This window comes from Streptomyces sp. NPDC056835, from assembly GCF_042789485.1.
In the GTDB taxonomy this organism is placed as follows: Bacteria; Actinomycetota; Actinomycetes; order Streptomycetales; family Streptomycetaceae; genus Streptomyces.
In genome coordinates this window covers 356,514-371,304 of the sequence record NZ_JBHUBB010000003.1, presented here as the reverse complement: position 1 = coordinate 371,304, position 14,791 = coordinate 356,514, and the positions used below count along the sequence as shown (strand labels likewise).

Below are 14,791 nucleotides of genomic sequence, written 5' to 3'. Positions count from 1 at the left end.
CGAAATCAACAGCGGCCCCCGACCCAGCACCTACCGCCAGCACACCCGTCGCGTGCTGCGTCCACGGCAACTCCACCTCACCCTCAACACGCGAGTGAACCGCGACCGTACGCCGCCCCGACTCATCCGCCACCCCCACCCGCACCTGCGTCTGTACGGCGCCCCGCTCCGGGAGCACCAGCGGCGCGGCAAGCGTCAACTCCTCCACGCGATCGCAGCCGACCTCGTCACCCGCCCGGATCGCCAGCTCAAGCAGCGCCGTGCCCGGCACCAGAATCCGGCCCATCACCGCGTGATCAGCCAGCCAGGCGTGCGAGCGCACCGACAGCCGGCCGGTGAACAGCACGCCCTCGCCCTCGGCCAGCTCCACCACACCGTTGAGCAACGGATGCCCGGCCGCCACAAGCCCGATCGCCGCCGCGTCATCAGCACCACCCCGCAGACTCCGGGGCCAGAAGGACTGGTGCTCGAAGGCATACGTCGGCACATCCACCCGCGACGCCCCGGTACCGGCGAAGAACCCGGCCCAGTCCACGACGACACCCCGCACATGCAACTGGCTCATCGCGGTGACAGCCGACAGCTCCTCGGCGCGGTTCTTACGGAGGACCGGCACCGTGAGGGCGTCGTCCGGTACCGACTCCCGCGCCATCGCGGAGAGCACTCCGTCCGGACCCAGCTCCAGGAAGGTGCTCACGCCCTGCTCGCCGAGCGTCCGTACCCCGTCCGCGAAGCGCACGGCCTCCCGGACATGCCGCACCCAGTACGCGGCCGACGACAACTCCTCGGCCGACGCCAGACCACCCGTCAGATTCGATACGACCGGAATACGCGGCGCCGCGAACGACAACCCCTCCACCACCGCGCGGAACTCATCCAGCATCGGCTGCATAAGAGGCGAATGGAACGCGTGCGACACCCGCAGCCAGGTGGCCTTCCGGCCCTGCTCCTCCAGACGTGCCGCGACCTCCAGGACCACGTCCTCCTGGCCGGAGATCACCACCGACGAGGGGCCGTTGACGGCGGCGATCGACACCTGGTCCTGCCGCTCGAACAGCAGCGGCAGCACCTCGTCCTCCGTCGCCCGCACCGCGACCATCGCACCACCGGCCGGCAGCGCCCGCATCAGCCGAGCCCGCGCCACCACCAACGAGCAGGCGTCCTCCAGCGAGAACACCCCTGCCACATGAGCCGCAGCGATCTCACCGATCGAGTGGCCCGCCACAAAGTCCGGAACCACACCCCACGATTCGACCAACCGGAACAGCGCCACCTCCACCGCGAACAACGCCGGCTGAGTAAAGCCCGTGTCATTCAGCAGCTCGGCGTCCTCACCCCACATCACCCCACGCAGCGAACACCCCAACTCGCCCTCCAGCAAGGCGAGTACGGAATCCAGCGCCTCCGCGAACACCGGGAACCGGCCATACAACTCACGGCCCATCCCCAGTCGCTGCGAACCCTGCCCCGAGAAAAGGAAGGCACGCTTACCGGTCGCCACCGCACCCGACACCGCCGAGGCGTCCGGCTCGCCGACCGCCAGGCCCGCCAGCGCGCGCACCGTCTCCGCGCGCTCGCCGGCCGACACCACCGCTCGGTGGTCGAACTTCGACCGGCCCGTGGCCAGCGAGAACCCGATGTCCACCGGCCGCAGCTCGGGCCGTGCCTGGATGTAGGAGAGCAGTCGCCCCGCCTGGCCGCGCAGCGCCTCCGGCGTCTTGCCCGAGAGCACCCACGGCACCACACCCGGCTCCACCGCCGGAGCCTCGGATACCTCGGAGGCATCGGGTACCTCGGGCCCGGTCACCACCGTTCCCTGGAGCACCGTCACCGGCTGCTCCAGGATGACGTGGGCGTTCGTCCCGCTGATCCCGAACGACGAGACACCCGCCCTCCGCGCCCGATCGGTCTCGGGCCACCGCGCGGACTCCGTCAGCAGCTCCACCGCCCCCGCCGACCAGTCGACGTGCGACGACGGCTCGGTCACATTCAGCGTCCGCGGCAGCACTCCATGGCGCATCGCCATGATCATCTTGATCACACCGGCGGCGCCCGCGGCGGCCTGGGTGTGTCCCAGGTTCGACTTCACCGAGCCGAGGAGCAGCGGACGCTCCGGGTCACGATCACGGCCGTACGTCGCGATCAGGGCCTGTGCCTCGATCGGGTCACCCAGCGTCGTACCCGTACCGTGTGCCTCCACCGCGTCCACATCGGCGGGCGACAGTCCGCCGACGGCCAGCGCCTGCCGGATCACCCGCTGCTGCGAAGGACCGTTCGGCGCCGTCAGCCCGTTCGACGCGCCGTCCTGGTTGACGGCAGAGCCACGAACCACGGCAAGGATCTCGTGGCCATTGCGCCGTGCGTCGGACTGCCGCTCCAGGAGAAGCATGCCGATGCCCTCGGACCAGCCGACGCCGTCGGCCGACTCGGAGAACGGTTTGGACCTGCCGTCGGGGGCCAGGCCCCGCTGCCGGGAGAATTCCACGAAGGTGTCGGGGATCGACATCACGGTCACACCGCCGGCCAGCGCCAGCGAGCACTCACCGCTCCGCAGCGCCTGCGCGGCCAGATGCATCGCCACCAGCGACGACGAGCACGCCGTGTCCACAGTGACGGCGGGGCCCTCGAAGCCGAAGGTGTACGAGACCCGGCCCGAGGCCACGCTCAGCGCGCTGCCCTGGCCCTGGAAGCCTTCGAACTCCTTACCGCTCAGGGTGGTGTTGTAGCCGCCGTACATCACACCGGCGAACACACCGGTCTGGCTGTCGCGCAGTGAGACCGGGTCGATGCCGGCCCGCTCGATGGCTTCCCACGATGTCTCCAGCAGCAGCCGCTGCTGTGAGTCCGTCGCCATCGCCTCACGCGGCGACATGCCGAAGAACGCGGGGTCGAACTCGCCCGCGTCATGCAGGAATCCACCCTGTCGCGTGTACGAGGTGCCCATGTGCTCGGGGTCGGGGTTGTAGAGCGCGTCGACGTCCCAGCCTCGGTTCACCGGGAAGTCGGAGACGACATCGGCGCCCTCGGTGACCACCCGCCACAGATCCTCCGGCGACCCGATGCCGCCGGGGAAGCGGCAGCTCATGCCGACGATCACGACCGGATCGTCGTCCAGCACGGCCCGGGCGAGTTCCGGCGCCGCCGCGCCCGGGTCCATGTCCGTATCCGGGCCGACCAGTTCGTCGAGCAGATGCTCGGCCAGTGCCTCGACCGTCGGGTAGTCGAAGACCATCGTGGCGGGCAGCCGCAGCCCGGTCGCCGTGTTGAGCCGGTTGCGCAGCTCCACCGCCGTCAGCGAGTCGAAGCCCAGGTCACGGAAGGCCCGCGCCGGGTCGACCCCGTCGCCGCTCGCGTGGCCGAGCACCAGCGCCGCCTGGCCGCGTACGAGCGTGACCAGCGTCTCGTGCCGTTCGGCGCGCTCCAGCCCGCCGAGACGGTCGGCGAGGCGGCCGTCCGTGCCCGCTCCGGGTCCCGCGACCGCCGTACGCCGGGCTGTCGTACGGACCAGCCCCCGCAGCAGCGGCGGGACGGCGCCCTGCGCGCGCAGCACCGACAGGTCCAGCCGTACGGGTGCCACCGCCGCCTGGCCGGTGGCGAGCGCGGCGTCGAACAGCGACACGCCCTGGTCGACGGAGAGCAGGGGCATGCCTGCCTCGGCGGCCCGACGGAGATCGGCCTCGCCGAGGCCGCTCGTCATGCCCGCGCCCTGGTTCCAGGCACCCCATGCGAGCGAGACTCCCGGCAGGCCCGCCGCCTGACGGTGGGCGGCGAGCGCGTCCAGGAAGGCGTTGCCCGCCGCGTAGTTGCCCTGCCCCGCGCCGCCGATCACACCGGAGACCGAGGAGAAGACCACGAACGCGGCCAGATCGAGATCGCGGGTCAGCTCATGCAGATTCCACGCCGCGTCGACCTTCGGACGCAGCACCCGGGCCAGTCGCTCGGGGGTGAGCGAGCCGATGATGCCGTCGTCCAGCACGCCAGCCGTGTGGACGACCGCCGTCAGCGGACGCTCGTCCGGGATCGCGCCCAGGAGCCCTGCCAGGGCGTCGCGGTCCGCCACATCACACGCCTCGACGGACACCGCGGCGCCCTGTGCCGTCAGTTCGGCGACAAGCTCCGTGGCTCCCTCGGCGGAGAGCCCGCGCCTGCTGGTGAGCACCAGGTGCCGTACGCCTCGCTCGGCCACCAGGTGGCGGGCCAGCACACCGCCCAGACCGCCCGTACCGCCGGTGATCAGGACCGTACCCTCGGGGTTCCAGACCCGGGGCATGGTCAGCACGATCTTGCCGATATGCCTGGCCATGCTCATGAAGCGGAACGCGTCGCGCGCCCGCCGTACGTCCCACGACCGCACCGGCAGCGGCTCCAGCGCACCCTGCTCGAACAGGTCCATGACGGCGACCAGCATCCGCTGGATACCGTCCGGATCCACCCAACCGAGGTCGAAGGCCTGGTAGTCCACGCCCTCCGGCACCTCGGCGGCCTCCCGGATGTCGGTCTTGCCCATCTCCAGGAACCGGCCGCCGGGACCGACCAGGCGCAGTGACGCGTCCACGAACTCACCGGCCAGCGAGTTCAGTACGACATCGACGCCCCCCTCACTCACCCGCGCGAACGCCGCCTCGAAGTCCGTCGTACGGGACGAGGCGATGTGATCGTCAGCCACACCGAGCGAGCGCAGGACATCCCACTTGCCCTCGCTCGCCGTCGCGAAGACTTCGGCGCCCAGATGGTTCGCCACCTGGATCGCCGCCATACCCACACCACCCGCACCGGCATGGATCAGCACCTTCTCGCCGCGCCGCAGCCCACCCAGCTCCACCAGCGCGTAGTACGCGGTCAGGAAGACGAGCGGCATCGAGGCCGCCGTCTCCCACGACCAGCCGTCGGGCAGCCGGGTGAGCAGCCGTGCGTCGCCGACCACCAGCGAGCCGAAGCCGCCGGACACCAGGCCGGTCACCGGGTCGCCGGGCCGCAGCCCGATCACGTCGGGACCCACTTCGGTCACCACGCCCGCGGCCTCGCGCCCCATGCGTCCGGCGTCGCCGGGGTACATGTCGAGGGCCTTGAGGACATCGCGGAAGTTGACACCGGCGGCCCGTACGTCGATACGGACCTCGCTGCCGGTCAGCGGATCGAGGACCTCGGGGAACGGGGCCAGGGTCAGCCCGTCCAGGCTGCCCTGCGTCTCGCTGTCGAGCCGCCAGGGCACCCCGGCCGGCGGCACCAGACCCGTACCCGACTCCAGTCGCGCGAGCCGGCCCGCCAGGATCGCGCCGTCGCGGATCACCACCTGGGGCTCGTCCGTGGTGAGGGACCTCGCGAGGGGCGCGGCGCCGTCGTCCGTGACGCCGAGGTCCACCAGGCCGAAGCAGCCGGGGTTCTCCGTCTGCGCGGAGCGCACCAGTCCCCACACCGAGGCCGCCGCGACTTCGGTGGCTTCCTCGTCACCGGCCGCCATCGCGCCCCTGGTGACGAACACCAGCCGCGAGCCGGCGAACCGCTCCTCGGCCAGCCATCCCTGCCCGAGCGCCAGTACGTCGGTGGTCAGCGCGTGAGCGGACTCCGCCACCCCGCCCCGGTCCCCGGACACGGCGACCAGCACCACGTCCGGCACCGGGGACTCGCCCGCCGCCAACGAGGCCAGATCGGCGTACGTCTCGACGCGCGCCCCGGCGGCCGCCAGTCCGTCGGCGAGCCCGAACGCGTCGGGCCCCACCAGGGCGACCGCCTCGGGCACATCCGTACCGGACGCCACCGGCACCGGAACCCAGTCGAGGCCGAACAGCGCGTCCCTGGCCAGCGCGGCGTCTTCGCTCAGCTCCCCGCTCGACACGGCCCGTACGAGCAGCGAATCGACCGAGGCGACCGGCTCTCCGGACAGGTCGGCGACCGCGATCGACACCGCACCCCGGCCGGCCGTCGGGGCGATGCGGACCCTTATCACGGAGGCGCCCGTGGCGTGGAGCGACGCGCCCTCCCACGAGAACGGCAGTCCTCCGTTGCCCTCCTCGCCGTCGCCCGCGAGGAGCGAGGCGTGCAGCGCGGAGTCGAGCAGCGCGGGGTGCAGTCCGAACGCGGCCGCGTCGCTCTCCGCGCTCTCCGGAAGGCTCACTTCGGCGAAGATCTCACCATCGCGCCGCCAGGCCGCGCGCAGGCCCTGGAACACCGGCCCGTACACGAATCCCAGCTCGGCGAACCGCTCGTAGCAGCCCTCCGCTTCCAGCGCCTCGGCGCCCTCCGGCGGCCACACCGTCGCGTCGAAACCGTCGGCCGGTGTCCGGCGTCCGGTGGTCAGCACACCCATGGCGTGCTGTGTCCACGACCGCTCGTCGGCGCCGTCGAGCCGGGAATGCACCGTGATCGGGCGCCGGTCCGCGTCGTCCCCGACCCCGACGCGCACCTGTACCTGGACCGCGCCGCCCTCCGGCAGCACCAGTGGCGCCGCGAGCGTCAGCTCCTCGACGCGGTCGCAGCCGACCTCGTCACCGGCGCGGAACGCCAGCTCAAGCAGGGCGGTGCCGGGCAGCAGGATCCGGCCCATCACCATGTGATCGGCGAGCCAGGGGTGCGACTGGACGGACAGCCGTCCGGTGAACAACGCGCCCTCGCCCTCGGCGAGTTCGACCGTCGCGCCCAGCAACGGGTGCTCGGCGGAACCGAGTCCGGCGGCACGCACATCACCGGCGGCACCGGCCTGTGAGCCGGCCGGCCAGATCCACTGATGCTGGAAGGGGTACGTGGGCACATCGACCCGCGACGCGCCGGTTCCGGCGAACACGGCCGCCCAGTCCACTGGAACGCCCCGTACGTACAGCTGTGCGAGAGCGGTGAGCGCCGCGGGTTCTCCGGCCCGGTTCTTGCGGAGCAGCGGTACGGTCACGGCGCCGTCCGGTACGGACTCCTGAGCCATGGCCGACAGCACCCCGTCGGGACCGAGCTCCAGGAAGGTGCTCACGCCCTGCTCGCCGAGGGTGTGTACGCCGTCGGCGAAGCGGACGGCCTCGCGGACATGGCGTACCCAGTAGTCGGCCGAGCACAGCTCCTCCGCCGACGCCAGTCCACCGGTCAGATTCGACACCACCGGAATACGCGGCGCTTCGAACGTCAGGCCCTCGGCCACCGCGCGGAACTCGTCCAGCATCGGGTCCATCAGCGGCGAGTGGAACGCGTGCGAGACCCGCAACCTGCTCGTCCTGCGCCCCAGCGCCCCCAGCTGGGCCGCGGCCTCCAGCACGCTGTCCTCCGCGCCCGAAATCACCACCGACGACGGACCATTGACAGCCGCGATCGACACCTCACCCGACAACAGCGGCAGCACCTCACCCTCGGCGGCCTGGACGGCGACCATCGCACCACCGGCCGGCAGCCCACCCATCAACCGAGCCCGCGCCACCACCAGCCGGGCCGCGTCCTCCAGCGAGAACACCCCCGCCACATGCGCCGCCGCCACCTCACCGATCGAATGACCCGCCACGAAGTCCGGAACCACACCCCACGACTCCACCAACCGGAACAGCGCCACCTCCACCGCGAACAACGCCGGCTGAGTGAACCCCGTGTCATTCAGCAACTCGGCGTCCTCACCCCACAACACCTCACGCAGCGAACACCCCAACTCGGCATCCAGCAGCGGCAGTACGGTGTCCAGCGCCTCCGCGAACACCGGGAACCGGCCGTACAACTCACGGCCCATCCCCAACCGCTGACTGCCCTGCCCCGAGAAGAGGAAGGCACGCTTACCGGTCGCCACCGCACCCGACACGGCCGCCGCGTCGGGTTCACCGGCCGCCAGCGCCGTCAGCGCGCGCTCCGTGTCGGCGGGGTCACCCGCCAGGACCACCGCGCGGTGGTCGAACACCGAACGGCCCGTCGCCAGCGAGAAGCCGACGTCCACCGGACGCGCTCCCGGACCCGACCCGACGAGGGACAGCAGCCGTCGTGCCTGATCCGCCAGCGCCTGGGGCGTCCTGCCGGAGAGCACCCACGGCACCACGCCCGGCTCCATGCCCGGCTCCACGCCCGGCTCCACGCCCGGCTCCACGGCCGGGACTTCGGACCCGGAGAGGGCCTTTCCCTGGATGACGGTGGGCGGCTGCTCCAGGATGACGTGGGCGTTCGTCCCACTGATCCCGAACGACGAGACACCCGCCCGACGCGCGCGACCGGACTCCGGCCACTCGACCGGCTCCGTCAGCAGCTCCACCGCGCCCGCCGACCAGTCGACGTGCGACGACGGCTCGGTCACATGCAGCGTCCGCGGCAGCGTTCCGTGCCGCATCGCCAGCACCATCTTGATGACACCCGCCACACCGGCGGCGGCCTGCGTGTGACCGATGTTGGACTTCACCGATCCGAGGAGCAGCGGACGCTCCGGATCGCGGTCACGCCCGTACGTCGCCAGCAGCGCCTGCGCCTCGATCGGGTCACCCAGCGTCGTACCCGTACCATGCGCCTCCACGGCGTCCACATCGTCCAGCGACAGCCCGCCGCTGGCCAGCGCCTGACGGATCACCCGCTGCTGCGAAGGACCGTTCGGGGCGGTCAGACCATTCGACGCGCCGTCCTGGTTGATCGCGCTGCCGCGCAACACCGCCAGCACCTGATGGCCATTGCGCCGCGCGTCCGACAGCCGCTCAAGCACCAGCATGCCGACACCCTCCGACCAGGCGACACCGTCGGCCGACTCGGAGAACGCCTTGGACCGGCCGTCGGGGGCCAGTCCGCGCGCCCGGGAGAACTCGACGAAGGTGCTCGGGGTGGACATGACGGTGACACCGCCCGCCAGCGCCAGCGAGCATTCACCGCTCCGCAGCGCCTGCGCGGCGAGATGCATGCCGACCAGGGAGGAGGAGCACGCGGTGTCCACGGTCACCGCCGGGCCTTCGAGGCCCAGCGTGTAGGAGACACGGCCGGAGGCCACGCTCGGCGCGCTGCCGTTGCCGCGGAAGGCTTCGTACTCCTCGCCCGTGAGCAGCGGTCCGTAGTCGTTGTACATGACACCGGCGAACACACCGGTCCGGCTGTCGCGCAGCGAGACGGGGTCGATTCCGGCCCGTTCGATGGCTTCCCAGGAGAGTTCGAGCAGCAGCCGCTGCTGGGAGTCGGTGGCCATCGCCTCGCGCGGCGACATCCCGAAGAAGTCCGGGTCGAACTCGCCCGCCGTGTGCAGGAATCCGCCCTCGCGGACATGGGTCCTGCCGGGGTGGTCCGGGTCCGGGTCGTAGAGCCCGTCGAGGTCCCAGCCACGGTTGGTGGGGAAGCCGGAGATGGCGTCGCCGCCCTCCGTGACGAGCCGCCAGAGATCTTCCGGCGAGTTCACCCCGCCGGGGTAGCGGCAGGCCATGCCGACGATCACGATGGGGTCGTCGGAGACCGGCGGAGGCGCGGGTACCGGCGCGGCCGGTGCTTCGGCCTCGGTGCCGAGCAGTTCGTCGCGCATGTGGTCGGCGAGGGCGCTCGGGGTCGGGTAGTCGAAGACCATGGTCGCGGGGAGCCGCAGGCCGGTCACGGTGTTGAGGCCGTTGCGCAGCTCGACCGCCGTCAGCGAGTCGAAGCCGAGGTCCTGGAACTGGCGGGACGCCTCGACCTCCGCGGCGTCGGCGTGGCCGAGTACCTGGGCGACCTGGCCGCGTACGAGGTCGAGAAGGACCTCGCGGCGTTCGGCGGCGTTGAGTCCGGTGAGCCGCTGGGCGAGGCCGCCCGCCGTCTCCGAGACCTGTGCGGCGGCGCGCCTGCCGGAGGTGCGGATGAGGCCGCGCAGCAGGGGCGGGATCTCGCCCTGGGTGCGGAGGACGGGCAGGTCGAGGCGTACGGGCGCGACGGCCGGCGCGTCGGTGGCGAGGGCGGCGTCGAAGAGCGCCACGCCCTGGTCGACGGAGAGCGGCGGCATACCGGAGCGCGCGATGCGCTCCACGTCGATGTCGGTGAGTGTCCTGGTCATGCCGACGCTCTGGGTCCAGGGGCCCCAGGCGAGGGCGAGGCCGGGCAGTCCACTGTCGCGCCGGTGGGTGGCGAGCGCGTCCAGGAAGGCGTTTGCGGCCGCGTAGTTGGCCTGGCCGGGGCTGCCGAGGGTGGCGGCGACGGAGGAGAAGAGCACGAACGCGGCGAGGTCGAGTCCCCGGGTCAGTTCGTGGAGGTTCCAGGCGGCGTCGACCTTGGGGCGCAGCACGCTGTCGAGCCGTGCCGGGGTCAGTGAGCCGATCACTCCGTCGTCGACGACGCCGGCGGTGTGGACGACGGCGGTGAGCGGGTGTGCGGCGGGGACGGTGGCCAGCAGTTCCGCGAGGGCGGTCCGGTCGGTGACGTCGCAGGGGGCGACGGTCACCTGGGCGCCCTGTGCGGTGAGTTCGTCCTTGAGCGTCTGGGCGCCGTCGGCGGCGAGGCCGCGGCGGCTGACGAGCAGCAGGTGCCGTACGCCGCGCTCGGCGACCAGATGCCGGGCGAGGACACCGCCGAGTCCGCCCGTGCCACCGGTGATGAGGACGGTTCCCTCGCTGTCCCAGACGGCCCGCTCCTCGGGGACGGGGACGCGGGTCAGGCGGGCGGCGAGCAGTTCTCCGCCGCGCACCGCGAGGTCGGGCTCGTCGGCGGCGACCGCGAGGGCGGAGAGGAGGATGTCCGGCACGGCCTCCGGGGGGAGTGAGGCCGTGCCGGGGTCGGGGGCGTGGTGCGAATGTCCCGCCTGGTTCGGCAGTCCCAGGTCCAGGAGGCCGAAGCGTCCCGGGTTCTCTGTCCTGGCCGTCCGTACGAGGCCGTGGACCGAGGCGGCGGCGAGGTCGTCGCCCGTCAGTGCGCCGTGGGTGACGAACACCAGACGCGCGTCGGCGAACCGGTCCTCCTCCAGCCACCGCTGTACGTCCCCGAGGACACGGGCGCCCAGAGCGTGGGTCGCCGCCACGACACCCTCGTGCACGTCCGCGCCGTCGGGTGCGCTGTTGGCGGCGATCAGGACCATGCCGGGAACCGGGCCGTCGGACGCCGCGAGCGCGGTCAGGTCCGGGTGGACCGTCACCGGGGCGCCCGCCGTACGCAGGGCCGCCGCCATGCCGAGAGGGTCGGCGCCGATCACCGCCACCGCGTCGGGTCCGGCCGGGGCCGGGCCCTTCACCGCGGTCCACTCCACGCGGAACAGCGAGTCCCGGTGCACCGCGCCGGTGTTGTCGAGGTTTTCGGTGGGGACCGTGCGGGAGACGAGGGAGTCCACGGCGAGGACGGGACCGCCGGTCGTGTCGTACACCGCGATGGAGACGGTGTCGTCGCCCGCCGGGGACAGCCGGGCGCGTACCGCCGTGGCGCCGGAGGCGATCAGTGACACGCCTTCCCAGGAGAACGGCAGGCCGCCCCGGCTGATGGCGCCGAGGTCGGTGAAGGCCGCCGCGTGCTGGGCGGCGTCGAGCAGCGCCGGGTGGAGGCCGAAGGCGCTCGCGTCGGTGCCCGCGTCCTCCGGGAGGGTGACGTCGGCGTACACCTCGTCACCGAGCCGCCAGGCGGCGCGCAGGCCCTGGAAGACGGGGCCGTAGTCGAAGCCGAGTCCGGCGAGTCGTTCGTAGCAGCCGTCGAGGTCGACGGGTTCGGCGCCGGCGGGCGGCCATACGGTGGCGTCGAAGCCGGGGTCGGGGGTGTCCGTGCCGGGGGCGACGACACCGGTGGCGTGCTGCGACCAGGGGAGGTCGAAGCCGTCCTCGACGCGCGAGTAGATGCCCAGCGGGCGGCGTCCCGCGGCGTCGGCGGCGCCGACGCGCACCTGGAGCTGTACGGCGCCGCGCTCGGGCAGTGCGAGCGGTGCGGCGAGGGCCAGTTCCTCGACCCGGCCGCAGTCGACCTCGTCACCGGCGCGGATGGCCAGTTCGACGAAGGCGGTGCCCGGCAGCAGGGCGCGACCGCGCACGCCGTGGTCGGCGAGCCAGGGGTGGGACCGCGTGGACAGCCGGCTGGTGAACAACGCGCCCTCGCCGTCGGCCAGTTCGACGGCCGCGCCGAGCAGCGGGTGTCCTGCGGAGCCGAGTCCGGCGGCGCGCATGTCACCGGCCGTGTCGAGGCTGACGGTCGGCCAGTAGCGCCGACGCTGGAACGGGTAGGTGGGCAGGTCGACGCGGCGGGCGCCGGTGCCGTCGTAGAGGACGGACCAGCGTACGGTGGCGCCGCGGACGTGGACCCGCGCGAGGGCGGTGACCGCCGCCAGTTCCTCCGGGCGGTCCTTGCGCAGCAGCGGCACCATCGCCGCCCGCTCCGGCAGCGAGTCCTGGGCCATGGCGGAGAGGACGCCGTCGGGGCCCAGCTCCAGCAGGGTGGTGACGCCGCGTCCGGTGAGGGTGCGGATGCCGTCGGCGAACCGTACGGCTTCGCGCACATGCCGTACCCAGTAGGCGGCGGAGCACAGCTCCGCGACGTCGGCGATCCGCCCGGTCACGTTCGACACGACGGGGATCGTGGGTTCCTCGTATGTCAGGCTCTCCGCGACGGCGCGGAACTCCGTCAGCATCGGTTCCATGAGCGGCGAGTGGAACGCGTGCGAGACGCGCAGCCGGCTGGTCTTGCGGCCTCGCTCCTCGAAGTGCGCGGCGATGTCCTGTACGGCGCTCTCGTCACCGGCGATCACGACGGACGTGGGTCCGTTGACGGCGGCGATCGACATCCGTTCGGTGAGCCCGCTGAGCAGCGGGGCGACCTCGTCCTCGGTGGCCCGTACGGCGACCATGACGCCGCCCGCGGGCAGGGCCGCCATCAGTGAGGCGCGGGCGGCGACGAGACGGCAGGCGTCCTCCAGTGAGAACACGCCCGCCACATGGGCGGCCGCGATCTCACCGATGGAGTGGCCGCCGACGAAGTCGGGGGTGACGCCGAGCGAGGCCACGAGCCGGTAGAGCGCGACCTCGACGGCGAAGAGCGCGGGCTGTGTCCAGCGGGTCTCGTTGAGCGGGTCGGGGTCGGTCCCCCAGACGATGTCGCGCAGCGGACGGTCGAGATGGGTGTCGAGCGCGTCGGCGGCGGCGTCGAAGGCTTCGGCGAACACCGGGAATCTGGCGTGGAGTTCGCGTCCCATGCCGAGGCGCTGGGAGCCCTGGCCGGAGAAGAGTACGGCGAGCGGGCCCTCGTCGGCGACGCCGTCGGCGAGCACGGTGGGGGGTTCGGCGGCGCCGGTGGTGTCGGCGAGCAGCACGGACCGGTACTCGAACACCGAGCGCCCGGTGGCGAGGGAGCGGCCGATATCGGCCGGCCGGGTCCCGGGGTCGCGCTCGATGAAGGAGAGCAGCCGGGCACGCTGGTCGGCCAGGGCGGCGGCGGACCGCCCGGAGAGGGCCCAGGGGATGACACCGGGCGGGGCGGAGTCCTCGGCGGGGGCGCTCTCGGTGGCCGGCGGGGCCTGTTCGAGGATCACATGCGCGTTGGTGCCGCTGACACCGAAGGAGGAGACGGCGGCGCGCCGGGCGCGGCCCGTCTCGGGCCAGGTGACGGGCCGGTCGAGCAGTTCGATGGAGCCGGTGGTCCAGTCCACGTCGTGGGAGGGCTCGCCCACGTGCAGGCTGCGCGGCATCAGTCCGTGCCGCATCGCCATGATCATCTTGATGACACCGGCGGCGCCCGAGGCCGCCTGGGTGTGCCCGATGTTCGACTTGACCGACCCCAGCCGCAGCGGCCGTTCGCGGTCCTGGCCGTAGGTGGCCAGCAGGGCCTGCGCCTCGATCGGGTCGCCGAGTGTCGTCCCCGTACCGTGCGCCTCGACGATGTCCACCTCGGCGGGCGACAGCCGGGCGTTCTCCAGGGCGGCGCGGATGACACGCCGCTGCGAGGGGCCGTGCGGCGCGGACAGGCCGTTGGACGCGCCGTCCTGGTTGATCGCGCTGCCGCGCAGGACGGCGAGCACCGGATGGCCGGCCCGCTGGGCGTCGGAGAGGCGTTCCAGTACGAGGACGGCGGCGCCCTCGCCCCAGCCGGTGCCGTCCGCGTCCTGGGAGAACGACTTGCAGCGGCCGTCGGCGGCCATGCCGCTCTGGGCGGTGAAGGAGACGAAGGGGCCGGGCGTCGCCATCACGGAGGCGCCGCCCGCCAGGGCCATGGAGCACTCGCCGTTGCGCAGGGACTGTGCCGCCCAGTGCAGGGCGACCAGTGAGGAGGAGCAGGCGGTGTCGACGGTGACGGCGGGGCCCTCGGCACCGAGCGTGTAGGAGAGCCGGCCCGAGATGACGCTCGCGGCGTGCCCGGTGGTCGAGTACAGCTCGGCGTCCTCGTCGGACGCCTTGATGACCGTGGCGTAGTCCTGCCCGGCGGTGCCGACGAACACGCCGGCCCGGCTGCCGCGCAGCGTGTCCGGGTCGATGCCGGCGCGCTCCAGGGCCTCCCAGGCGACTTCCAGCAGCAGCCGCTGCTGAGGGTCCATGGCGACGGCCTCACGCGGGGAGATCCCGAAGAACCCGGGGTCGAAATCCGCCATGTCGTAGAGGAACCCGCCCTCTTGGGCGAGGCTGCGGCCGGGGCCGTCCCCGGCCAGGCGCTCCAGGTCCCAGCCGCGGTCGGCGGGGAAGCCCGCCATGACGTCGCGGCCCTCGGTGACCAGCTCCCACAGGTCCTCGGGGGAGGTCACGCCGCCGGGGTAGCGGCAGCCGATCCCGACGACGGCGATGGGCTCCTCGGCAGCAGCCACCAGTTGCTGGTTCTGCTGACGGAGCCGCTCGATCTCCTTCAGGGAGGACCGCAGCGCCTCGACGTACTTGTTGGTGGACGTGCTCATCGGACTCTCCAGATCTCTTTCAGTTCTCAGGTGCCGCACGACCGGTGACGTCCGCCCGGC

Annotated in this window: 1 protein-coding gene; it reads right to left on the bottom strand. The window is 72.5% G+C overall.

What is annotated here, in order from left to right; genetic code table 11:
• Positions 1 to 14,731, bottom strand: a 14,731-nt coding sequence (locus tag ACFRMN_RS05745; protein WP_383013726.1) for an SDR family NAD(P)-dependent oxidoreductase, incomplete at its 3' end; no start/stop codon positions are given.
• Positions 14,732 to 14,791: the final 60 nt, after the last annotated feature.